The sequence below is a fragment of the Roseateles puraquae genome, assembly GCF_002205845.1.
In the GTDB taxonomy this organism is placed as follows: Bacteria; Pseudomonadota; Gammaproteobacteria; order Burkholderiales; family Burkholderiaceae_C; genus Pelomonas; species Pelomonas puraquae.
This window is the reverse complement of sequence record NZ_NISI01000014.1, coordinates 60,545-80,966: the sequence shown is the minus strand read 5'-3', so window position 1 is coordinate 80,966 and position 20,422 is coordinate 60,545. Positions and strand designations below refer to the sequence as shown.

At 66.1% G+C, this 20,422-nt stretch carries 25 protein-coding genes; 15 read left to right on the top strand and 10 right to left on the bottom strand.

Annotated elements, in window-relative coordinates; all coding sequences use genetic code 11:
- Positions 1 to 15 precede the first annotated feature (15 nt).
- The 3 genes from CDO81_RS24105 (at position 16) to CDO81_RS24090 (ending at position 1,957) form a co-directional block, all read left to right on the top strand.
- Entirely contained in the window at positions 16 to 552 is a 537-nt protein-coding gene (locus CDO81_RS24105; RefSeq protein ID WP_241517126.1) for a DoxX family protein, read from the top strand.
- Between the two features lie 484 nt (positions 553 to 1,036).
- On the top strand, positions 1,037 to 1,228 hold the full coding sequence (locus CDO81_RS24095) for a hypothetical protein (RefSeq protein WP_088485798.1): 192 nt from the start codon (positions 1,037 to 1,039) through the stop codon (positions 1,226 to 1,228).
- A 21-nt stretch (positions 1,229 to 1,249) separates the two neighbouring features.
- Positions 1,250 to 1,957, top strand: coding sequence for a DUF6969 family protein (locus CDO81_RS24090; protein WP_088485797.1), 708 nt, complete (start codon positions 1,250 to 1,252; stop codon positions 1,955 to 1,957).
- Here the strand turns inward: CDO81_RS24090 and CDO81_RS24085 are convergent, their stop codons facing one another.
- Positions 1,958 to 2,593 (bottom strand): DUF1109 domain-containing protein, encoded by a 636-nt coding sequence (locus CDO81_RS24085; protein ID WP_158218409.1) that lies wholly within the window; start codon positions 2,591 to 2,593, stop codon positions 1,958 to 1,960.
- A complete protein-coding gene (locus tag CDO81_RS24080) occupies positions 2,590 to 3,144 on the bottom strand; it encodes a sigma-70 family RNA polymerase sigma factor (RefSeq protein ID WP_088485795.1) in 555 nt (184 codons plus the stop codon). Before CDO81_RS24080 ends, CDO81_RS24085 begins: the two co-directional genes overlap by 4 nt.
- A gap of 66 nt (positions 3,145 to 3,210) precedes the next feature.
- On the opposite strand from CDO81_RS24080, the gene CDO81_RS24075 reads away from it, so the two are divergent.
- The 3 genes from CDO81_RS24075 to CDO81_RS24065 all read left to right on the top strand — a co-directional run bounded on the left by CDO81_RS24075 (position 3,211) and on the right by CDO81_RS24065 (position 5,550).
- Positions 3,211 to 3,693 carry a thioredoxin family protein gene (locus CDO81_RS24075; RefSeq protein ID WP_241517125.1) on the top strand — a complete coding sequence of 161 codons (483 nt, stop codon included), beginning with the start codon at positions 3,211 to 3,213 and terminating at the stop codon, positions 3,691 to 3,693.
- Between the two features lie 13 nt (positions 3,694 to 3,706).
- Complete coding sequence (locus CDO81_RS24070) at positions 3,707 to 4,441, top strand: cytochrome c biogenesis CcdA family protein (protein ID WP_088485793.1); 735 nt, start codon at positions 3,707 to 3,709, stop codon at positions 4,439 to 4,441.
- 80 nt (positions 4,442 to 4,521) lie between these two features.
- On the top strand, positions 4,522 to 5,550 hold the full coding sequence (locus CDO81_RS24065; protein ID WP_158218408.1) for a hypothetical protein: 1,029 nt from the start codon (positions 4,522 to 4,524) through the stop codon (positions 5,548 to 5,550).
- A gap of 145 nt (positions 5,551 to 5,695) precedes the next feature.
- Here the strand turns inward: CDO81_RS24065 and merR are convergent, their stop codons facing one another.
- Complete coding sequence (merR, locus tag CDO81_RS24060; RefSeq protein ID WP_088485791.1) at positions 5,696 to 6,103, bottom strand: Hg(II)-responsive transcriptional regulator; 408 nt, start codon at positions 6,101 to 6,103, stop codon at positions 5,696 to 5,698.
- 71 nt (positions 6,104 to 6,174) lie between these two features.
- Between merR and merT the strand changes: the two genes are divergently transcribed.
- The 4 genes from merT to merA are packed head-to-tail and all read left to right on the top strand — an operon-like array spanning position 6,175 to position 8,996.
- A complete protein-coding gene (gene merT, locus CDO81_RS24055; protein ID WP_088485790.1) occupies positions 6,175 to 6,525 on the top strand; it encodes a mercuric ion transporter MerT in 351 nt (116 codons plus the stop codon).
- 13 nt (positions 6,526 to 6,538) lie between these two features.
- The gene (gene merP, locus CDO81_RS24050) at positions 6,539 to 6,838 is read left to right on the top strand and encodes a mercury resistance system periplasmic binding protein MerP (RefSeq protein ID WP_088485789.1); all 300 of its coding nucleotides are present in this window, start codon (positions 6,539 to 6,541) and stop codon (positions 6,836 to 6,838) included.
- A gap of 15 nt (positions 6,839 to 6,853) precedes the next feature.
- On the top strand, positions 6,854 to 7,276 hold the full coding sequence (gene merC, locus CDO81_RS24045; protein WP_088485788.1) for an organomercurial transporter MerC: 423 nt from the start codon (positions 6,854 to 6,856) through the stop codon (positions 7,274 to 7,276).
- Between the two features lie 37 nt (positions 7,277 to 7,313).
- Positions 7,314 to 8,996 (top strand): mercury(II) reductase, encoded by a 1,683-nt coding sequence (gene merA, locus CDO81_RS24040; RefSeq protein WP_088485787.1) that lies wholly within the window; start codon positions 7,314 to 7,316, stop codon positions 8,994 to 8,996.
- Positions 8,997 to 9,201: 205 nt separating this feature from the next.
- Here the strand turns inward: merA and CDO81_RS24035 are convergent, their stop codons facing one another.
- The 3 genes from CDO81_RS24035 to senB are packed head-to-tail and all read right to left on the bottom strand — an operon-like array spanning position 9,202 to position 11,886.
- Entirely contained in the window at positions 9,202 to 9,864 is a 663-nt protein-coding gene (locus CDO81_RS24035; protein ID WP_158218407.1) for an SAM-dependent methyltransferase, read from the bottom strand.
- The gene (gene selD, locus CDO81_RS24030) at positions 9,836 to 10,909 is read right to left on the bottom strand and encodes a selenide, water dikinase SelD (RefSeq protein WP_088485785.1); all 1,074 of its coding nucleotides are present in this window, start codon (positions 10,907 to 10,909) and stop codon (positions 9,836 to 9,838) included. The genes CDO81_RS24035 and selD overlap by 29 nt, the downstream gene beginning before the upstream one ends.
- The gene (senB, locus tag CDO81_RS24025) at positions 10,906 to 11,886 is read right to left on the bottom strand and encodes a selenoneine biosynthesis selenosugar synthase SenB (RefSeq protein WP_168928274.1); all 981 of its coding nucleotides are present in this window, start codon (positions 11,884 to 11,886) and stop codon (positions 10,906 to 10,908) included. The genes selD and senB overlap by 4 nt, the downstream gene beginning before the upstream one ends.
- Here senB and senA point away from each other — a divergent pair.
- The 5 genes from senA to CDO81_RS24000 all read left to right on the top strand — a co-directional run bounded on the left by senA (position 11,881) and on the right by CDO81_RS24000 (position 17,322).
- Positions 11,881 to 13,101 (top strand): selenoneine synthase SenA, encoded by a 1,221-nt coding sequence (gene senA / locus CDO81_RS24020; protein ID WP_088485784.1) that lies wholly within the window; start codon positions 11,881 to 11,883, stop codon positions 13,099 to 13,101. The genes senB and senA overlap by 6 nt on opposite strands.
- A 312-nt stretch (positions 13,102 to 13,413) precedes the next feature.
- Positions 13,414 to 14,241 carry a phosphonate ABC transporter ATP-binding protein gene (locus CDO81_RS24015; RefSeq protein ID WP_088485851.1) on the top strand — a complete coding sequence of 276 codons (828 nt, stop codon included), beginning with the start codon at positions 13,414 to 13,416 and terminating at the stop codon, positions 14,239 to 14,241.
- Positions 14,232 to 15,059: a PhnE/PtxC family ABC transporter permease gene (locus CDO81_RS24010; protein WP_088485783.1), complete on the top strand. Its 828-nt coding sequence runs from the start codon at positions 14,232 to 14,234 to the stop codon at positions 15,057 to 15,059. Before CDO81_RS24015 ends, CDO81_RS24010 begins: the two co-directional genes overlap by 10 nt.
- Before the next feature lie 4 nt (positions 15,060 to 15,063).
- Positions 15,064 to 15,888 (top strand): phosphonate ABC transporter, permease protein PhnE, encoded by an 825-nt coding sequence (phnE, locus tag CDO81_RS24005; protein WP_088485850.1) that lies wholly within the window; start codon positions 15,064 to 15,066, stop codon positions 15,886 to 15,888.
- A gap of 57 nt (positions 15,889 to 15,945) precedes the next feature.
- Complete coding sequence (locus tag CDO81_RS24000; protein ID WP_088485782.1) at positions 15,946 to 17,322, top strand: FAD-containing oxidoreductase; 1,377 nt, start codon at positions 15,946 to 15,948, stop codon at positions 17,320 to 17,322.
- Positions 17,323 to 17,361: 39 nt separating this feature from the next.
- Here CDO81_RS24000 and CDO81_RS23995 read toward each other — a convergent pair whose 3' ends face one another.
- From CDO81_RS23995 to phnE (CDO81_RS23980), 4 genes are all read right to left on the bottom strand, one after another.
- On the bottom strand, positions 17,362 to 17,919 hold the full coding sequence (locus tag CDO81_RS23995) for a carboxymuconolactone decarboxylase family protein (protein WP_158218406.1): 558 nt from the start codon (positions 17,917 to 17,919) through the stop codon (positions 17,362 to 17,364).
- Positions 17,920 to 18,098: 179 nt separating this feature from the next.
- Positions 18,099 to 18,818: a haloacid dehalogenase type II gene (locus tag CDO81_RS23990; protein WP_158218405.1), complete on the bottom strand. Its 720-nt coding sequence runs from the start codon at positions 18,816 to 18,818 to the stop codon at positions 18,099 to 18,101.
- 16 nt (positions 18,819 to 18,834) lie between these two features.
- Complete coding sequence (gene phnC / locus CDO81_RS23985; protein ID WP_241517123.1) at positions 18,835 to 19,602, bottom strand: phosphonate ABC transporter ATP-binding protein; 768 nt, start codon at positions 19,600 to 19,602, stop codon at positions 18,835 to 18,837.
- Positions 19,603 to 19,628: 26 nt separating this feature from the next.
- On the bottom strand, positions 19,629 to 20,375 hold the full coding sequence (gene phnE / locus CDO81_RS23980) for a phosphonate ABC transporter, permease protein PhnE (protein ID WP_241517122.1): 747 nt from the start codon (positions 20,373 to 20,375) through the stop codon (positions 19,629 to 19,631).
- Positions 20,376 to 20,422: the final 47 nt, after the last annotated feature.

Genomic DNA, 20,422 nt, shown 5'->3' with positions numbered 1-20,422 from the left:
ACCGCAGGAGCTCCCATGCACAACACCTCCATGGACACCAACGTCGAGAAGGCGCGCCCAGCCCGCGGACTGGTTGGACACATCAGTTCGCTGGTGAATCTGTTGGCCCGTATCCCGCTCAGCCCGGTGGCGTTCCTCGCACGCTTTTCCATCGCGGCCGTCTTCTGGAACTCCGGCCAGACCAAGGTCGAGGGCTTCGTCATCAACCTGGTCACGGGAGATTTAAAACTCGGAATCCCGCATCTGTCGGAGTCTGCGCTGGCGCTGTTCCAGGACGAGTACAAGCTGCCGTTCATCCCCCCAGAGATTGCGGCGCCCATGGCTGCCCTCGGAGAGCACGTGTTTCCCGTCTTGCTGCTGATGGGGCTGGCAACGCGCTTCTCGGCGCTGGCACTTCTGGGCATGACGCTGGTGATCCAGCTGTTCGTGTACCCCGGCGCCTACGCCACACACGGAACCTGGGCTGCTGTTCTGCTGTACCTGATCGCCCGCGGTCCCGGCGCTGTGTCGGTAGACCACTTGATTGCCAAGCGCTGCCGATCGGTCGAGTAGCCCCCCATGCACTCGACGCAAGCAGTCGCGTCGTGCTCCCCATCACGCGGGCGATCGAAATCGTCCGGTGATCCTTGCCACCAGCGGCATCGCTGCGTGGTTTTCCCTGAACCCCACCTGGAACTTTCATCATGAATCAACTGTCCACTCAACTCTCCAAGGCGTTGGCATCGGCCGTCATGACCGCAGCCGCGCTCAGCGGCAATGCGTTCGCTGCTGGCTGCGCGCCTGCGAAGTGCAGCCCCAAGGCCAGCGCTCCGAAATGCGGTGCAAAGCATGCCGCCAAGTGCGGCGCCAAGTGCGGCGCCAAGTGCGGTGCCAAGTGCGGTGCGAAGTGCGGTGCGAAGTGCGGTGCCAAGTGCGGTGCGAAGTGCGGTGCGAAGGCTGCGGCGTGCAAGGCAAAGTGCGGCGCTGTGAAGCCCAAGTGCGGCGCCGGTTGCGCCGCGAAGAAGTAAGCAATCCGACCTCATACAAGGAGACGTTCATGAACTCGATGTCCACCACCCTGGCGCGCACCCTGGCTTCAGCTGTCGTCACCGCAGCAGCGCTGAGCGGCTGCGCCATGATGTGCGGGGCCCGCAAATGCGGTGGCTGCACGGCAGTGCAGAAGTGCGGTGCGAGCAAGTGCGGTGCCTGCAAGGCCAAGAAGTGCGGTGCTTGCGGCGCCAAGAAGTAATCTCGCGCGAGGAGGCACGCCATGAGCGCTGACGCGGTTCTGGTCCGGCACTGGCGACAGGCCACCGATGATGCGGTGGCGGTCGCGGTGCAGGCGGCGCGTGCCAGCGTGGCTGCCTTCAGCGCGGCGACGCAGACTTCGGGGTCCCTGATCCAGAGCTGGGTTCAGGGACGCGAGGTCGTCGAGTACGACCACTATCCGCCCGATGATGTGGTCGATCGACGATTCGGCTCCCAGTTCTACTACCACGCTCACCGGGACGGCGATCTTGAACACGGGCACTTGCACTTGTTCTGGCACGCTACCGGAGGGGGACGACGGCGTTATCTGCGCGAAGGACGCGCCTCTTGGACCCGGACTGCGCCCTCTCATCTGTTGGCAATTTCGCTAGACGCTCGGGGTTTGCCCGTTGGCCTGTTCACGGTCAATCGTTGGGTGACCGATGGGCACTGGTTCGACGCGAAGACGACGATGTCCTTCGTTGAGCGGTTCGCCTTGAGTCCCGAAGGAGAGCATGCCTCGTCCATTCGATGGATCAACGGCTTCGTGCGCTTCTATCAAGCGCGCATCGAGCTGTTGCTTGAAGCGAGGGACAAGCGCCTAGAGCGCCGCAGAGCTTTAGCGACGGCACTGGATGATCGCCGCCTCGAAGTGCTGAGCTTGAGGCGGATCGACTGGGCCGCCGACCTCGACGCCATCGAAGCAGAGGCCGCTCGTCGCGGCCTGTGACTACCAGCGCAACAGACGTGGCCCGGCAAGCGCACCGATGAAGGCAGGAATGAGCATGCCCAGCGTGTACCAGGCCGACACGAAGGCTGGCGAGACTTCCGGGCAGAAGATCGCGTAGCCCAGGGCGCCGACACTGCCGGCAAACAAACCCGCAGCAAATCCGGCCAGATGCGGTCGGGTCGGCGCCATGCCGCTCAGCGCCCACATGGCCAGTGCCCAGGCTGGCACCGAGAGCACAGCCACGCGCCATGGACAGGACGTCCAGGACTGTCCCAGCAAAAGTGTGCTGCGGGCGTCGGCAGGCGCCTGCCAGACGCTGATCGCAGCCCAAAACGCCATGACGGCCGCGACGACCAGCGCAGCGCTCGCAGCGCGGCGCCAGTCGGCACCCGGTCTGCCTGCACGGCCGAGCCACCAGGCCGTTGTGGCGAGTACGCCGATCACGTAAGCCAGCTTGACGGCCAGCCCTGTTCCCATCGTCAACAGTGCCGGATTGGCGCCCAGGCAGGTGAGACAGGCGAGCGTGCTGGCCGAAACACCGCCCATCAACGCGATGGTGATGCGTGCTGGCCCGCGTCGAGTGGGAGCCGGCCCCGCGTTCGTCGCCAGTGCAGCGATCAGTTCGTCCGTTCTCAAGGCGTTCCCCGGATCAGCTTCGCCAGTCTTTGCAGTCCGCGATGAACATTGACCTTGACGGACGATTCCGACACGCCCTCCAGCCGCGCCGCCTCGGCCACCGACAGCCCTTCGATCTTCGTGTTCACGATCGACCGACGCATGGCCAGTGGCAGTCGTTCCAGCAGAACGCCAAGGTCGCGCGACGGCGCTGCAGAGGGCGCAACCGGATGGGCGGCTTCGTCAAGATCATCGAAAGAGTCGGTCACGGCGCCCTTGCGACCCGTACGTCGCCAGAGGTCGACCAGCTTGTGGCGGGCGATCGCATGCAGCCATGCAGTCACCGGCACGGCTGCATCGAACGTGCCACGCTGCAAATGAACGGCCAGCAAGGTTTCCTGCACGAGATCCTCCAGGTCATGCGGTGCGTCAGACATGCGACGCCGGAAGTACGCCCGCAGGCGCTGTGACATCAACTCGAGCGACTTCCGGTACGCGGCCTCGTCACCCGCCTGCGCCGCCAGCCACAGCGGCCGCAGCCGTTGCTCAACGGAGTCACGCGGGTCGCTCATCGGTGAGTTCGTCAGATCTGCCTGCGGGGTTACAGCGCAAAAAATATTTCGCTTCGCTGTAACCCCATGCGGCTGTCGAACGACTTCCCCTTTCGCAACGTCTGTCGTGTGCACCTGCACCGCACGTCGAAGGTTTTGTCACTCAACCGTCGCATGAAAGGTCCATCCATGAAGTTCGCTCGCATCATTGTCTCTTCGCTGTTGCTCGGCGCCGTGTCGTGGGTCCATGCCCTGGATATCAAGCCCTATTCGGCCGAAAGCCTGGCTGCGGCTGAGAAGGCGGGGCAACCCGTCGCGCTGCATTTCCACGCCGACTGGTGCCCGACCTGCCGCGCCCAGGACAAGGCACTGCAGTCGATGAAGGACGAGAAAGGCCTGGACCTCACCGTGCTTACCGTCAACTACGACACCGAGAAGGACCTGAAGAAGCGCTTCAACATCCGTGTTCAGTCGACGATGGTGGTGCTGAAGGGGGCGAAGGAAGTCGCCCGCCTGGCCGGTGACACCAGCGCGGACGGCATCCGCAACGCGCTCAAGGCCGCGCTCTGAGCGAGACGATCTGATGAGCCTCGCACTTTCCGTCCCGCAACTGGGCCTGAGCCTGGCAGCCGGCAGCCTGACAACACTATCTCCCTGTGTTCTGCCGCTGCTGCCGTTGGTGGTGGGCAGTGCCTTGCAGGGCAACCGGCTGGCGCCGCTGGCCATGGGCACCGGGATGACGTTGTCTTTCGCGTTGATCGGCATGGTGCTGGGCGCCCTCGGGCCGGCGCTCGGCATCGATGGGGACACCGTGCGGGTTGCCGGGGCCGCCATGCTGATCGCCTTCGCGGTCGTGATGCTGGTACCCGCGCTGGGGGACCGGTTCAGCCAGTGGATGCTGCCGATCGCCAGCCAGGCGCAGAACGCCTCGTCGCGACTGGATGGCCGCACGCTGACCAGTGCGCTGCTGCTGGGCGCCGTGCTCGGGCTCGTCTGGAGTCCCTGCTCAGGGCCGCTGCTGGGCTCGGCGCTGAGCCTGGTCGCGAGCGAGGGCGGCGTGGCGCGCGGTGGTGTGGTGCTCGGCGTCTTCGGGCTGGGTGCCGCCCTCCCGCTCGTGGCCGTGGCTTACGCCTCGCGCAAGGGCTTTGTCCGCGTGCGTGACTGGGTACTGGCCCGCATCGACCGCGTGCGGCGCGGCTTCGCGCTGCTGTTGGGGCTGGTGGGCGTGGCCATCCTGACGGGTGGCGACAAGTGGTTGGAGGCGCAGGTGCTGCGCGTGCTGCCCGATGCGTGGGTCAACCTGACCGTTGGCATCTGACGACTTTCACAGGAGCTAATTCCATGAGCTTTCGCTTGATTTCCACCTCCGCAGCCTCGGCGGCTGCGGCTGCGTTCATGGTGGGCTGCGCCACCGTGCCGCCCGTCGCCCCCAATCAGCTGATGACCGCACCGGCACCGGTCACGTTCGCAGGCAATGTCGCGGGCGAGGCTACAGACTTTGTCTTCATGCTCATTCCTGATGCCAATCCGGCGACCCCGGGCCTGGCACTGCGTGCCGGCGACAGCCTGCTGCTGTCGATGCCTTCTGCGTTCAAGCGCAACGCGGCGACGTCCGTGTCGGCCGATACCGATGCGAACCTGGTGCTCACGAAGGGCTGGGCCCAGGGTGCTGTCCGACTGGCGGGGCAGTACCGCGTGTCTTTTGACGAAGCAGCTCACGCGATGAGAGTGACAGCCCTGGTGGATGTTCCCGCCAGCGGCGCCAACGCGCCCGGCATCAAGGTCATCCACCTGCGCGGTAGAACCTTTCTCAACCCGATGCCGGGCGACTACCCGGTCTCGGTGTCTCAGGTGTCGGCGACTGGAGGCGCGACCGCTCGTTGGCAGGGCCAGCTCAAAGTCCTCGATGTAGCGCCTGCGGCGCGTCTGGCGCCGTCCAACTTTCAACTCCCACCCGGCGTGAACGGCGATTTTCAGAAGGTGGCAACCGGCGCCGTGGCGCCGCAGACCTTGGGCCTGCTCCTGTGGGGTGCGAACGGTGCAGCATTGAATGGCGTGGGCATCGCTGCGCGCGATCTCACGCGATACCCGAAGTACACGGGTGGCTTGCTCGTGCAGGACACCAACGGGGATCACCGGCTCGACCCAGCCGTCGACAAGGTCGTCGGCGGCATCATTGGCGCGGCACCCCAAGGCGCCACCGGGCAGGCAGCCACCAGTCCGATCGGGGCAGACGGCCGCCCGGTGCTGTCGGGCGAAGTGCAGCGCAACGCTGCCTATCCGGCTGCGGTCGGCGGCGGGAAGCCCAACCCCGGGCTGCTGACTGTTCAGTTCAAGAGCGGCTCGTTGCCCGGCTTGTACCGCCCCACGTTCGAGCTGATTGGCGGCAACGCCTACCAGTTCACCATCGAGGCGGTGATGCCCTGAGACTCGTGATCAAACGAGGCGCCATCGTCACCCCCCCGGGGATGGCCCGCGTCGGTCGCCGATTTGAACCCTGGCAAAACGAAGTCTGAACTTCGGAAATTCCAACGAACCCAACACGTCGTGTCGTCGGTCGCATGAGCATTGTTCAGTCACCGTGCAACGCTTCAATCAGCGGGCACGACACCTGGCCATGACGCGCGCAACACTCGTCCACCAGTTTCGACAGGGCAGCTTCCATCCGTGCAAGATCCGTCAGGCGGGCGCGCACGTCGACCAGACGCAGCGCCGCGATCTCTGATGCCTCGCTGCAATGCGCGCCATCTTCGAGCTTCAGCAACTCGCCGATCTCGTCGAGGCTGAAGCCCAAGCGCTGAGCTGACTTCACAAATTTCACCCTCGCCACGTCCGAGCCGCCGTAACGCCGGATGCTGCCGTAAGGCCGGTCCGGCTCGAGCAGCAGACCCTTGCGCTGGTAGAACCGGATCGTTTCGACATTGACCCCAGCGGCGTTGGCAAAAGCGCCGATCGTCAGGTTCTTCAGATGGATTTCCACTTCGCTTGACTCCGTACTTGACTACGGAAGCAAGATTAAGTCTTCAAGCGAAATCTCGAAAGGAAAACACGATGTCGCAACCGCAAGCAGGGCGTGGCGCTCTGGCCGCCGGAGGGCTGGCCGCCATCCTCGCCTCGACCTGTTGCTTGGGGCCTCTGGTCTTGGTCACGCTCGGCTTTTCCGGTGCTTGGATCGGCAACCTGACTGCGCTGGAGCCCTACCGGCCGATCTTCATCGGCGTGGCATTGGTAGCCATGTTTTTCGCCTGGCGACGCATCTACCGGCCGGTGAATGCCTGCAAGCCGGGCGAGGTGTGCGCGATTCCGCAGGTTCGTACCACCTACAAGCTGATTTTCTGGATCGTGGCCGTGCTCGTGCTGATCGCGCTTGGTTTTCCCTACGTGCTGCCTTTCTTCTATTGATCAGGAGTTCATCATGAAAACGCTAGTTTCGGCGCAAGCCAAAAATTTGGCTGCCTCCCTTGCGCTGGTCACAGTCACCGCGCCAGTGTGGGCCGCTACCCAGACCGTCACGCTGGCAGTACCCGGCATGACCTGCGCCGCCTGCCCGATCACCGTCAAGAAGGCGCTCTCCAAGGTCGAGGGCGTCAGCCAGGTCAATGTGACCTTTGAGAAGCGCGAGGCGGTCGTCACCTTCGACAACGCCAAGGCCGACGTCCAGAAGCTGGCCAAGGCCACCGAAGACGCGGGCTATCCATCCAGCGTCAAGCGCTGATCCAGGGAGGACGGCATGAAGCCAATCGCTCAGATCGCCGATAAAGCGGGTGCATTCGGTGCCGTCGTCTCGGCGGCGGGCTGCGCGGCCTGTTTTCCCGCGATCGCCAGCTTGGGCGCGGCTGTCGGACTGGGCTTCCTTCAGGAATACGAGGGCCTGTTCATCTCCAAGCTGTTGCCGCTGTTCGCCGGACTGGCGTTCCTGGCGAACGCCATCGGATGGATCAGCCACCGCCAGTGGCACCGCAGCCTGCTCGGCATGATTGGACCGGCCCTCGTGTTCGCTGGGACCTTCTGGCTGCTTGGCAACTGGTGGACGGCCCGTTTCGTTTACACCGGCCTGGCCTTGATGGTCGGCGTGTCCATCTGGGACCTGCTATCTCCGGCCAACCGTCGTTGCGGACCTGATGGCTGCGCACTGCCCGCGAAGCAAGGCTGATTGGCTTGAGCCCCATCGAATCGAGAGGAATGACGCCATGACGGAGTTGAAGATCAACGGCATGACCTGCGATGCCTGTGCGGTCCATGTCAAGCAAGCGCTGGAAAGCGTGCCTGGCGTGCAATCGGCCGAGGTGTCCTACGCCAAGGGCAGCGCCCGGCTCGCCATCGCGGGCGGTACTTCGCCCGAAGCCCTGATTGCGGCCGTCGCCGGACTGGGCTACCGGGCCGCGCTGGCCGATGCGTCGGATCCGCTCCCCAAGGGCGGGCGGCTCGACCGCGCGCGCGATTGGGTCGCCGGCGGCGATAAGGCCAGCCACGATGGAGGCCTGCATATCGCTGTGATCGGCAGCGGCGGGGCCGCGATGGCGGCGGCGCTCAAGGCCGTCGAGCGAGGCGCACGGGTGACGCTGATCGAGCGCGGCACCATTGGCGGCACCTGCGTCAATGTCGGCTGCGTGCCCTCGAAGATCATGATCCGCGCTGCCCACATCGCCCACCTCCGGCGTGAAAGCCCGTTCGATGGCGGACTTCAGGCGAACGCCCCCGTGGTCCTTCGTGAACGACTGCTGGTCCAGCAGCAAGCCCGCGTCGATGCGCTGCGCTACGCCAAGTACGAAAGCATCCTGGATGGCAATCCGGCCATCACGCGGCTTGCGGGCGAAGCCCGCTTCAAGGACGGCCACAGCCTCTTCGTGCGGCTGATTGAGGGCCGCGAGCACGTAGTTTCATTCGACCGGTGCCTTATCGCCACCGGCGCAGGCGCGGCGGTGCCACCGATTCCCGGCCTCAGGGACACACCTTACTGGACTTCAACCGAGGCGCTGGTGAGTGACACGATTCCCGCGAGGTTGGCGGTGATCGGTTCGTCGGTGGTGGCGGTGGAACTGGCGCAGGCCTTCGCCCGGCTTGGGGCCAAGGTCACGATCCTGGCGCGCAGCACTCTGTTCTCACGCGAAGACCCGGCCATCGGCGAAACCGTGACGGCGGCGTTCCGCGCCGAGGGCATCGAGGTGCTGGACCACGCGCAAGCAAGCCAAGTCGCGCACATGGACGGCGAGTTTGTATTGAACACCAACCAAGGCGAACTGCGCGCCGACAGGCTGCTGGTGGCCACTGGCCGAACGCCCAATACAAACAGCCTCAACCTCGAAGCGTCCGGGGTGACGGTGGACAAGCAAGGGGCCATCGAGATCGACCCCGGCATGCGCACAAGCGCCCCGGATATCTATGCCAGCGGCGACTGCACCGACCAGCCGCAATTCGTCTACGTGGCGGCGGCGGCCGGTACGCGCGCCGCGATCAACATGACCGGCGGCAACGCGGCACTGGACCTGACAGCCATGCCGGCGGTTGCGTTCACCGATCCGCAGGTCGCCACCGTGGGCCTGTCCGAGCAGGCGGCACACGATGCCGGCATCGAAACCGACAGTCGCACGCTCACCCTAGACAACGTGCCCCGAGCGCTCGCCAACTTCGATACACGCGGCTTCATCAAATTGGTCATCGAGGAAGGCAGCCATCGGCTGATCGGCGTGCAGGCAGTGGCCCCGGAGGCCGGTGAGCTGATCCAAACCGCGGCACTGGCGATCCGCGCGCGGATGACGGCGCAGGAACTGGCCGAGCAGTTGTTCCCGTATCTGACGATGGTCGAGGGCTTGAAACTCGCGGCGCAGACCTTCAGCAAGGACGTGAAGCAACTGTCCTGCTGCGCCGGGTGACCGCGAGGCCGGGAGGTTGTAGAGGGAGCGGCGAGTGTGGTTCCGTCCCGATGCCATTCGTCCCAGAAGGCGCTCTGGCCAGACGGGTTGATCCGACGGCGTGGTGGTGAACAGGCCCAAGTTTGTCAACGAATGAAATCATGGCCCCCGCTTCTTGGATCAAGGCTCCAGAAAAGGCGGACTGGGCGAGTGACGACTCGCACCATCAGGTCGCTGCTCGGTGCGGCTTGCGCGCAATGATCGTCGCGAATGACTTCTTCAATTCGCCCGGCGCGGGGAAGTCATCGAAGGTCGACGAAATGATGTCCCAAGTCGCGAAGCGATGGATGAGCGCATCGCGCTCGAACAGGCAGTAGCCCTGGGGATCGAACATATCCATGTAGGTCGTTCCCTTGACCAGCACGTTGACGACCAGCACGCCGCCTGGGCGCAAATGCGCCTCCATCTGATCGAGCGCACGCCAGGCGGTTTCGCAATCGAAGAACATGAGCAGCCCGATGGACACGATGGCGTCGAAGTCTTCTTCCAGGCGGTACGAACGCAGGTCAGCGAGCTGCACACGGACCGGCAGCCGCTCCCGCTCGGCGACGCAGCGAAGGTGATTCACGGCCACTGGGCTGGCGTCGAGCGCGACCACCTCGCAGCTGGCCCGTGCAGCGGCTACCGATAGTTGACCCAGGCCGCAGCCGAAGTCGAGCACCTTGCCGCCTAGGTGCGGCAGGGCGGCAAGCTCGAACGGATTCAGGCCGGCCTCGGGGCCAGGCGTCTGCCCCTGGGTCTGGCGCTGGAACTGGCGATTGAAGAAATCGACGCTATTGTTCATGGGCGGGACGACAGCGTCAGAGAACGCGGAGCGCCGGCGCGTCATCCGTTGCCGTAACTCGACCGACGACTGCGGCATGCTCGAACCCGTGGCGACGAAACACGGACAACACCTCGTCGAGTGCGGAGGGATGGCAGGAGACCAGCAGGCCGCCACTGGTTTGCGGGTCGGTAAGGAGTGCTCGATTGTCCGCACTGAAATCCGTCGGCAAGATCACGTCATGCCCATAGCCGGACCAGTTGCGAGCTGAAGCACCCGTCACAAACCCACGCCCTGCCAACTCACTCACGCCGGCGAGCAAAGGCACTGCCGGCCAATCCAATTCCACCGTGCAGCCAGCACCACGAGCCAATTCCAGGGCGTGGCCGGCAAGACCGAAGCCGGTGACGTCGGTCAGCGCGTGCACCCCGGGCAGGTGGGCCAGGTCCGGCCCCGGTGTGTTCAGCCGCGTCGTCGTTGCGATCATCAGCGCGTAGGCGTTTGGATCGAGCTGCCCCTTCTTCAGCGCCGCGCTCATGACGCCGACGCCCAGTGGCTTGCCCAACACCAGCAGGTCGCCAGGCTGGGCGTCGGCGTTGCGCTTGACCTGCTTCGGATGCACCAGCCCGAGGGCAACCAAGCCGTAAATTGCCTCGACCGAATCGATGGTGTGTCCCCCGGCGATGGGAATGCCCGCGCTTCGACAAACCGAGGCGCCGCCTTCCAGCACGCGCCCGATGGTTTGCGTGGACAGCACGTTGATTGGCATACCGACAAGCGCCAGCGCCAATATCGGTCGACCGCCCATCGCGTAGACGTCGCTGATGGCATTCGTGGCGGCGATTCGCCCGAAGTCATACGGGTCGTCGACGATGGGCATGAAGAAGTCGGTGGTGGCAATCAGCGCCTGACCCTCGTTGAGCTGGTAGACCGCGGCATCGTCGGCGGTCTCGATGCCCACCAGCAGCTCCTTGGGCACCGGGAGCGCGGCGGTGCCTTTGAGGATCTCGGAGAGCACGCCCGGCGCAATCTTGCAGCCGCATCCGCCGCCGTGCGACAGCGACGTGAGGCGTGGTTCATCGGCATTGGCAGGACAGGCAGGTGCGTTCATGGCATGAGTTCGTTACGTCGGCTGGCCAGCAACCCGCCAACAAGGTCGTGCAGTGCGGAACGTTCAGCCTCCGGCGCAAAACGACTTGCACGAGGGGCCAGACGTGCCATCAGATCGGGCAGCATATCCAGATCGTCACGGGCGCGCTCGAGCAGGGCTGCCAGCGCACTGTCATCGCCAGGCTCGAAGAGACCGGGATAGTCCTCCCCCAGCAGGCCCGTGTTCCCGTCGATGCGCGAAGCCAGAACCGGCGTGCCGCTGCGCATGGCTTCGATCAGCACGTGCGCACCGCCTTCCATGCGGCTGGCATGGACCAGCACATGCGCGGCCTGGATGCGTCGCCGAACCTCGCCGTGCGGCAGCCCGCCCAGCCAGCGAAACTGCGCCAGCCCTGCGGCCAGCCCAGCGGCCTCGGCGCCCAGTAGCGGATCAAGCGCCGCACCGACATGGTCCAGCAGGATGTCCGGGCGAGACGCGAGCCTTTGCGCAGCGCGCCAATAGGTTCGCGGGTCCTTCTCGTCGCGAAGGTGGCCGACCATCAAAGCGCGCAGGTGACGCTGGGTGCGGGCCTGCGGTGCTCGCGCGGCGCATGACTGCAAGATCACGTGCGCCTTTCCGCGCAGGCCTGGCGGCAGGCTGCGCGCACCCAGCGTATTGAGGACCACCAGGGCGTCTGCCTGCCGCAGAGCGCGCTGGGCATCGGTATCGAAGGCGATATCGCGGTACAGGTCGGTGCCGGTCAGTACCAGCAGCAGCGGGCGCTTGGGATGCGCGCTGCGCCAGGCATCGGTAGACGCGGCCGAGCGCCGGGCGTGCAGAGCAATCATCAGCGCTTCATCACCTGCGCTCCAGTGGTCCGCCAGGTCAACGCGGTAAGCTGAGCGCAGCATGGCCGCCCAGCGGCGTGCTGTCTGCCAGTTGCCGTTGTTGGCTGATGCCAGCGCAGGCGTCACGATCACCAGGGAATCACGATGCACGATGCGAGCCTAACGCGAGAGGCGGTGGCGGCCCGACAGGGCTCACCCGAATTTCTCGCTGATGCCTTGCGCGCGAGTCGTGCGGACACGATGGCCACCTTCGGCTGCTATGAACGGGCGCTGCCCGGTCTTCGGGTGCCGCTGCGTGCCGAACTGAATCCTCCGTTGTGGGAGTTGGGGCATATTGGCTGGTTCCAGGAGTACTGGATCGCCCGCAATCCGGAGCGAGGTCTCGGAGCTCGGGCCGACCCGGAAGCTTTGCGCGGACCGTCTTTAAGGCCGGGTGCCGACGAGCTCTACAACTCGAGTCGCGTGCCTCACGACAGCCGCTGGCGGCTGCCCTTGCCGGACGCCGCAGCGACACGCGATGACCTGACGCGGCAGCTCGACCGCTCCCTGGTCCTGCTGAACGACGCCGACAGCGACGACGACGCGTTGTACTTCTACCGCCTCGCGCTGTTTCATGAAGACATGCACCACGAGGCCGCGCTGTACATGGCACGCAACTTGGGCATCGTGATCGACGACAAGCGTTGGGAGACACGGCCGCTGCCCGCAGCGCCACTCCCCCTGGCGATCAGCGAGCAGGTCTGGCGGCTCGGCGGCGCGACGAACGCAGGTTTCGTCTTCGACAACGAAGCACCCGGTGTCGACCTCCGCCTCGCAAGTTATTCCATCGATCCGCAGGCGGTGCGCTGGGCCGAGTACCTGCCGTTCGTGGAAGACGGCGGCTACGGGCAAGCGCGCCTCTGGTCCGATGCGGGCGCAAGCTGGCTTAAGACCCAGCCCGAGCCGGCCCCCCGCTATCTGCGACGCGGCGACGGTGGCTGGCAGCAGTGGCGCGGCGGTCGCTGGCAGGCGCTTAACCCGGCCGAGGCGGCCTGCCACCTGACGCTGCATGAGGCCGAGGCGTGGTGCCGCTGGGCCGGGCGGCGGCTGCCGACCGAAGCGGAATGGGAGTGCGCCGCACTTGTCGAGGGATCTGCCTTCCGCTGGGGGGACGTGTGGGAATGGACGGCCAGCCCGTTCGCCCCCTTCCCAGGCTTCGCGCCGCATCCGTACCGTGACTACTCAGCGCCCTGGTTCGACGGCCGGCCGGTGCTGAAGGGAGCGTCGCACTGCACCCAGCCGCGCATGCGCCACGCTGGCTACCGCAATTTCTTCCCGGCCGGGCGAAACGACGTGCCCGCAGGGTTCCGCAGTTGCGCCGTTTGATCGCGGCTCGCGAGCAGCCGCCAGCGACGACCTGCGCGAACCTCCGATCGACGTGCAAGGGCGAGGTCTGCACATGACCTGGCGTTGGTGGGGCGGTTCTGTGCCAGGCGCCTGGGCAAGCGTGGCAGGCTCAGCGCCAAGGCTGACAAGCCGCTAGAGTGCACAGGACCGCCCGAAACGGACGGCCCGTGAAAGGATTCCGATGGCCCGTTTCTTGTCCTTGCGTTGGGTGCGATTCCCCTTGACCGGCACACTGCCGGCCTGTGGCGGCGCCACCTGCATGCAGCGCCGGGCTGCTTCGAGCCCCGGGTCGTGAAGCTTCTGCTGCAGGACCTTGGGGCGCGGCACGCCACCGCGCAGCGTGGCGCGGCTGACGCACTGGCGGGGCTCGGCTTTGGCGTCCAGGCCGGCGAAGCGGTCGCGGTGATCGGGCCCTCGGGCGCCGGCAAGACAACCCTGCTGGAGGTGCTGGCCTGTGCGCGCCCGCCGGCGGCCGGCAGCCTGCACATCGACGACGTCGACCCCTGGGCGCTGCCGCGACCCGCCCTGACCGCCTTGCGCGGCCGGCTCATCCTGGTGCCGCAGGTCCCGCCGTTGCCGCCGCGCCAGCGCGTCGTCACCGCCGTGCTGGCGGGCCGCCTGCCGGCATGGGGACTGATGAAGAGCCTGCGCTCGTTGTTCTACCCGGCAGACATCCCTGCCGCCGAAGAAGCGCTGGAGGTCTTCAACCTAGCAGACAAGCTGTTCGAACGGGTCGACCGCCTCTCCGGCGGGGAGCGCCAGCGGGTGGGCCTGGCGCGGGCGCTTGTGGCCCCGGCGCGGCTGTGGCTGGTCGACGAACCGCTCTCGGCGCTGGACCCTGCGCGTGCCGAGCAGGCTGCTGCGGCCCTGGTGCGCGAGGCCCGCTCGCGCGGCGCCACCCTGGTGGCCACGCTGCATCAGGTGGACGCCGCGCTGGCCCACTTCCCTCGCATCCTGGGGCTGCGCGACGGACGCAAGGTGTTCGACCTGCCAGCCGCAGCCGTAACGCGCGATCACCTCACGCGCTTGTACGCCCAGAGCGAAGACGAACGGCGCGGGCCGCCGCCAGCCGACGCCCCGCCGGCACCGGCGCCGAAGGTGGCCATGCAATGCCGCTGAGTCCGGCACCCCGGCGCGACCCAACCTGGCCCGGCCGCATGGGGCTGGCGCTCTTGGGCGTGGTGCTGCTGTGGCCGCTGCTACAGGCCACGGAGTTCAAGCCCTGGGTGCTGCTGGATGCGAAGGCGATGCGCGTGATAGGTCGCTTCCTGGCCGGCTTCGTGCCGCCGGCGCATTCGGCCGACTTCCTGCTGCTCGTGGCCCGCGAGACCTGGCGCACCGTGGCCATTGCAACCGCCGGCATCACACTGGGACTGCTGCTGGCCGTGCCACTGGCGCTCATCGCCTCGCGTTCACTTTCGGTCTCGGCGCTCTCCGGCCGCATCGCGCCGCTGCCGCGCGGCTTGCGACAGGCGACGCGGGCGGTGCTGATCGTGCTGCGCAGTGTGCCGGAGCTGGTCTGGGCGCTGGCTCTTGTGCGAGTGGTCGGCCTGGGCCCTGCGGCCGGCGTGCTGGCCATCGCGCTCACCTATGGTGGCATGCTGGGAAAGGTGTACGCCGAGATTCTGGAAAGCGGCGAGGCCGCGATCACGCAGACACTGCTGCGCAACGGCGCGTCCCGGTTGCAGGCCTTCGCCTATGGCCTGCTGCCGCAGAACGCCGCCGAGCTGACCAGCTACACGGTGTACCGCTGGGAGTGCGCCATCCGCAGCTCGGTGGTGCTGGGCTTCGTCGGTGCCGGCGGGCTGGGGCAGCAGATGGACGGCTCGCTGAAGATGTTTGCCGGCGGCGAGGTGCTGACCATCCTGGTGGTGTTTGTCGCGCTGGTCGCGCTGGCCGACCGCGTCAGCGCCGCGCTGCGCCGGGCGCTGGGGTAGTGCGATGCGTGGCCCCGCCGCCAACCACCGCTACCGCCTACCGCCGCCGCTGTTCGACGCTCGCTGCAGGGCCTGCTGGCTTTGCGCCGGCGTGCTGGTGCTGGTCGTGGCCAGCTTCGTGTCGCTGGACCTGCCGCTGGCCGCTTTGTTCAGCAGCGATGCCCTGGCCAGCATGGGCCGCTTTCTGGCCGAGTTCTCATCGCCGGACCTGTCACCGGCCTTCGTGGGCCAGGTGACCAGGGCGACGTGGGAGACCCTGGCCATGTCGTTGCTGGGGACCCTGCTGGCCACACTGGCGGGCGGGATCCTGGCGCTGCCCGCGAGCCGGCTGCACGACACCGATGCGGCGCCTGCCCGGGCCCCGGCGCGGCTGATGCTGAACGCCCTGCGCGCAGTCCCCGAACTGGTCTGGGCGGCGCTGCTATTGATCGCTGTCGGGCTGGGGCCCTTCGCCGGCACGCTAGCGCTGGCCGTGCACACCACGGGTGTGCTGGGGCGGCTGTTCGCCGAAGCGATCGAGAACGCGCCGCCGGGCCCGGCAGCGGCACTGCGCGTGCAGGGTGCGGGCAGTGTTCGCGTTTTTCTCTACGCCACGCTGCCACAGGTGCTGCCTCAGCTGATGAGCTACACGCTTTACCGCTGGGAGAACAACATCCGCGCCGCCGCCGTGCTGGGCGTCGTCGGCGCTGGCGGCCTCGGGCAGATGCTCGCATTTCACATGGGGCTGTTCCAGATGCATAAGACCGCCACGGTGCTGATGGCGATGGTGCTGCTGGTGGCGCTGGTGGATGGGGCCAGCTTCGGCTCGCGGCGGCTACTCACCCGTTAGCGCGGGCGGCACGAGGAAGGCATGCTGTTTCGTTGTCGAGCAAGGAGACCATGAGCCATGGACATTGAAACCTTCGACGCCATCATCGTCGGCGCCGGCCAGGCCGGCCCGGCCATTGCCGCGCGCTGCAGCCGCGAGGGGCTGAAGACGGCGGTGATCGAGCGCCATCACTTCGGCGGCACCTGCGTCAACGTTGGCTGTGTGCCGACCAAGACGCTGGTGGCCAGTGCGCGCGCGGTTCGCATGGCGCAGCGCGGCGGCGAGTTCGGTTTCGACGTGAGCGACCTACGCGTCGACATGGCCCGCGTGATGGCACGCAAGAACGCCATCGTCGCAAAGTCACGCGAGGGCGTCGAAAGCTGGATGCGCGGCCTGAAGCACACTGAGGTAATCGTCGGCCACGCGCGCTTCGCTGAGCCGGCGGTGCTCGAGGTGGCGGGGAGGCGCCTGACAGCGCCGCGCATCTTCCTGAACGTCGGCGGTCGCGCGACACGCCCCGCGCTGCCAGGCATCGACACGGTACCAACGCTGGACAGCACATCGGTCATGGAACTGCAGGCCGTGCCGGAGCACCTGGTCATCGTCGGCGGCAGCTACATCGGTCTGGAGTTCGCGCAGATGATGCGCCGCTTCGGTGCCCGAGTGACCGTGGTCGAGCGCTCTGCGCGTCTGCTACCGCGTGAGGACGAAGATGTGTCTGATGGCATCCGTGCAATCCTGGAGGCTGAGGGCGTTCGCTTCGAGCTGGGGGCCGACTGCCTCTCGCTGGCCCGTTCGGGCGATCGCATCGTGGTCGGTGCGGCTTGCGGTGGAGCCGGGGACGGCATCACCGGCAGTCACGTTTTGCTGGCTGTCGGCCGCCAGCCCAACACCGAAGATCTGGGCCTCGACCGCGCTGGCATCAGCATGGACGCACGCGGTTTCATCGTGGTCGACGAGCAGTGCCGCACCAGCGTTGAGGGCGTCTGGGCGGTGGGCGATTGCAACGGCCGCGGCGCCTTCACACACACGTCCTGGAACGACCACGAGATCGTGGTGGCCAACCTGTTCGACAACGACCCGCGCCGCGTCGGCGACCGCATTCCCTGCTACGCGCTATTCATCGACCCGGCGCTCGGCCGCGTCGGCCTGTCCGAAGCCGATGCGGTCGCCAGCGGCAAGCGCCTGCTGCGCGCAAAGATGCCGATGCAGCGTGTTGGGCGGGCGCGCGAGGCCGGCGAATCACAGGGCTTCATGAAGGTGCTCGTCGACGCCGACAGCCAACAAATCCTGGGGGCCGCGATCCTTGGCCTAAACGGCGACGAAGTCGTGCACTCCTTGCTCGATGTGATGGCAGCGCGGCAACCCTACACAGTAATCGCGCGTACGGTTCACATCCATCCGACGGTGACCGAACTCGTGCCGACCCTGCTGCAGCAGCTCAAGCCCCTTTGAGACCGCTCCACGTCACACGCAAAGAGACGCATTCGGGCATTAGGGTTTCAAGCTGATCGGCTTGGCCTCGGACGTCGACAGCATGTCGAGCAGCGGCGCATAGCCCACGGCGTGTAGCGCCTGCCCCCTGGCCTGGTACAGCTCGGCCGATCCCTTGACCCCATGACCTTCAAGCAAGCGGTTCATGAAGTTGAAGAGGCAGACCGTGAGGATGGCATCGTGCAAGTCGCGCTCGGTCCAGCCGGCGGCAAGGATCGCATCGGCGTGACTTTGCTGCGCCCGGGTCGGCGTCAAGGTGAGCACCCTGGCGTAGGAAAGCAGGGGCTTCAGGCGCTCATCGACGGGCGCGCTGTTGACATCGGCAAGCAAGGCCTCGATGACGCTCTCCGGAACGCCGAAGGCCTTGGCCGTCTCCTTGTGGACGCCGTAGCAGTACTGGCATGCATTCAGTCCGGACACAAAGGCGGCGATGAGCTCCTTGTCCTTGGCGTCAAGCTGCGAGTCGGAACGAAGCGCAGCGCTGTGGAACTCGATCAGCGCGCGACCGGCGGCCGGGTTCAGGGCGAGGATGTGTCGTACGCCGGCATCGTCAGGCAAGGTGGAAAGGAAGGCCACTCGTTGTCTCCTGAAAAATTGGTGTGCTCAGGTCCGACTTGACTCGGTGCTGAGCAACTTGACTTGCACGGGATGCCTGATGAGCTCTCATGCCGGATCTCACAGCCACTTTCCGCGCGATGACGATCGGAAAGGTCGGCATCGGGAAACCTTGTCGTCAATCACGGTCCGGGGAACGCTCCTGGCCCATTCAGAACTTGTCGCCTGAGTTCTTCGAAGCCGTCCACCACCAAGTCATACGGACGATTCGGGTGCGGATCCTGCGGTCCCTGTGGGCCCCATTCATCGGGGCGGCGAACAAAGGCAGTTTTGAATCCAGCTGCCTGGGCCGCGTTGAGATCGAAGTTGTGGCAGGCCACCATCAGGATGTCTTGCGGCGCCAAGCCAAGCCAGCGAGCGGCTGTGGCGTAGGCCTCGGCGTGCGGCTTGTATACGCCGATCATTTCGCAAGAGATGATGGCATCCCAAGCCAAAGCATTGCGCCGCGAGACGCCCATGACGAGTGCCGTCGGCAACATGGTGAAGGAGACGACCGGCAAGGCCCGGCCAAGCGCCTGCAAGGCTGCAGGGAAGTCAGGCCAGGCGTCAAGTTCGTACCAACCGCGCCAGAGGGCCTCCCGCTCCGATGCGCTCAGGTCGACGAGCCCAAACGCCTGCAGCGTTGCCCCCAGCGTTTCGCGGTGCACGTCGTCCATGTTGAACGCGGGCTGTAGTTGCCCCACGATGGCCTTCATCGCTCGCTTGCGCCAGTCATTGACGAGGACGTGCGGCTCCATGCCCGCGAGGCGATCTCCACAGACGGCGTTCAGCCTTCGGACGAGCCCGCCATGCCAATCGAGGACGGTGCCGCCAGTATCGAAAGTCAAAGCGCGAATCGGCATCCAGTGCTCCTGAGGCTCACACGTACAGGTCCCGCAGCAGGCGGGACAGCCCGGCTTCTTCCTTGCTGCCCCAAACCCGCCCGTAGATGTCGTCCCTGGCCCGGGCATCAAAGCTCCTGGCGGGCAGATTAACGACGGCTCCATCGGGCGCCATCCCCACGATCCGGTCGGCCCATTCGCGCGCAAATTCAAGCTGATGCAGGCTGCACACGACCGCAACACCCTCGGTGCGCGCGATGTCGCGCAGCAGATCGAGGATCGCCTCGCCGTTGACCGGATCCAGGCTGGCAATGGGCTCGTCAGCCAAGATCACCTTCGGCCGTTGCGCGAGAGCTCGCGCGATCGCGACTCGCTGCTGCTGCCCGCCGGACAAGGTATCCGCGCGCTGAGAGGCGTGCTCAAGCATGCCCACCCGCTCCAGGCACTGCAGAGCCAGCAACTGGTCATTGGAATCGAAGCGGCGCAGCATCGCCCGCCACGCGGACATGTGACCCAGGCGTCCAGCCAGAACGTTGTCCGTTGCGTCAAGCCGACCGACGAGGTTGAACTGCTGAAACACCACCGCGATGCGGCGACGGGTCGACCGGCGCATTGACAACACATCCTGGCCATCCAGCAGAACGTGACCGCTGTCGGGCGGCAACTGCCCTGACATGCATCGAATCAACGTGGTCTTGCCCGCACCACTTGGCCCGAGCAAGGCGATGCATTCGCCCGGATGAACGGAAAGGCTCAGGTCGTCGATCACCTGGCGACCACCCATCCGCTTGGTGAGGCCATGCACGGCCAGTGTCACGCCAGCCGCCCCGATCACACGAGCCTCCGACGCAGCCAAGCTGCCACTTGGTCAATCGCGGTCACAACCAGCAAGACGATGGCGATGATGGTGGCCAGTCGCGCGAAGTCCAGCAGATCCATGCTGTTCTTCAGTTCCTGGCCGATGCCGCCGGCGCCCACGACACCCAGCACGGTGGATGCGCGCACATTGAACTCGAACAAATACAGCGTGCTGGACAGGATCGCGGGCAGCACCTCAGGGACAAGGGCATATCGCGCTGCGATCAGGCGCCCGGCCCCGGTGGTTTCGACGGCCTGCATGGGTCCGAGAGGCGCGCTCTCGATGGTGTCTGCCATGAACTTGCCGGCGCTGCCCCAGGTATGCAGCGCGATGCCCAAGACACCTGCGAACGGCCCCAGCCCGACAGCGGCGACAAAGAGCAGTGCGAAGACGAAGGAGTCGATTCCTCGCAGTCCGTTGAGCAGCCAGCGAGCAGGCAGGTACAGCCTGGGCCAGGGCGTGAGGTTGCGGCTGGCCAGCAGCGCCATTGGGACTGCGAGCAGCGTGGCGATGGCGGTGCCTACGGCTGCCATCGCCACCGTTTCGGCCGTACGCCAAAGGAAGATCGGTACCTCGTCAAGCTTGGGCGGCCAGGCGGTAGCCAACCAGTGGCCCAACTTAGGCAGACCCTCGATGAGTCGCCCCAGGTCCACTTGGGCGAGACGGGCGCTCGCAGCCAGCAGGACCAGCAGTGCGACCAGGCAGGCAGCCCGAAGCACTCGTCGGCCGCTCCATCCAACGCTTTCCCGAGCGCGCGCCTCCAAGG

Excerpts from the sequence above, each read along its gene's own strand:
- CDO81_RS24105 (WP_241517126.1), top strand. The coding sequence starts at position 16 with ATGCACAACACCTCCATGGACACCAACGTCGAGAAGGCGCGCCCAGCC.
- CDO81_RS24095 (WP_088485798.1), top strand. The coding sequence starts at position 1,037 with ATGAACTCGATGTCCACCACCCTGGCGCGCACCCTGGCTTCAGCTGTC.
- CDO81_RS24090 (WP_088485797.1), top strand. The coding sequence starts at position 1,250 with ATGAGCGCTGACGCGGTTCTGGTCCGGCACTGGCGACAGGCCACCGAT.
- CDO81_RS24080 (WP_088485795.1), bottom strand. The coding sequence starts at position 3,144 with ATGAGCGACCCGCGTGACTCCGTTGAGCAACGGCTGCGGCCGCTGTGG.
- CDO81_RS24075 (WP_241517125.1), top strand. The coding sequence starts at position 3,211 with ATGCGGCTGTCGAACGACTTCCCCTTTCGCAACGTCTGTCGTGTGCAC.
- CDO81_RS24070 (WP_088485793.1), top strand. The coding sequence starts at position 3,707 with ATGAGCCTCGCACTTTCCGTCCCGCAACTGGGCCTGAGCCTGGCAGCC.
- merT (WP_088485790.1), top strand. The coding sequence starts at position 6,175 with ATGTCGCAACCGCAAGCAGGGCGTGGCGCTCTGGCCGCCGGAGGGCTG.
- merP (WP_088485789.1), top strand. The coding sequence starts at position 6,539 with ATGAAAACGCTAGTTTCGGCGCAAGCCAAAAATTTGGCTGCCTCCCTT.
- merC (WP_088485788.1), top strand. The coding sequence starts at position 6,854 with ATGAAGCCAATCGCTCAGATCGCCGATAAAGCGGGTGCATTCGGTGCC.
- merA (WP_088485787.1), top strand. The coding sequence starts at position 7,314 with ATGACGGAGTTGAAGATCAACGGCATGACCTGCGATGCCTGTGCGGTC.
- CDO81_RS24035 (WP_158218407.1), bottom strand. The coding sequence starts at position 9,864 with ATGACGCGCCGGCGCTCCGCGTTCTCTGACGCTGTCGTCCCGCCCATG.
- selD (WP_088485785.1), bottom strand. The coding sequence starts at position 10,909 with ATGAACGCACCTGCCTGTCCTGCCAATGCCGATGAACCACGCCTCACG.
- senA (WP_088485784.1), top strand. The coding sequence starts at position 11,881 with ATGCACGATGCGAGCCTAACGCGAGAGGCGGTGGCGGCCCGACAGGGC.
- CDO81_RS24010 (WP_088485783.1), top strand. The coding sequence starts at position 14,232 with ATGCCGCTGAGTCCGGCACCCCGGCGCGACCCAACCTGGCCCGGCCGC.
- phnE (WP_088485850.1), top strand. The coding sequence starts at position 15,064 with ATGCGTGGCCCCGCCGCCAACCACCGCTACCGCCTACCGCCGCCGCTG.
- CDO81_RS24000 (WP_088485782.1), top strand. The coding sequence starts at position 15,946 with ATGGACATTGAAACCTTCGACGCCATCATCGTCGGCGCCGGCCAGGCC.
- CDO81_RS23990 (WP_158218405.1), bottom strand. The coding sequence starts at position 18,818 with ATGCCGATTCGCGCTTTGACTTTCGATACTGGCGGCACCGTCCTCGAT.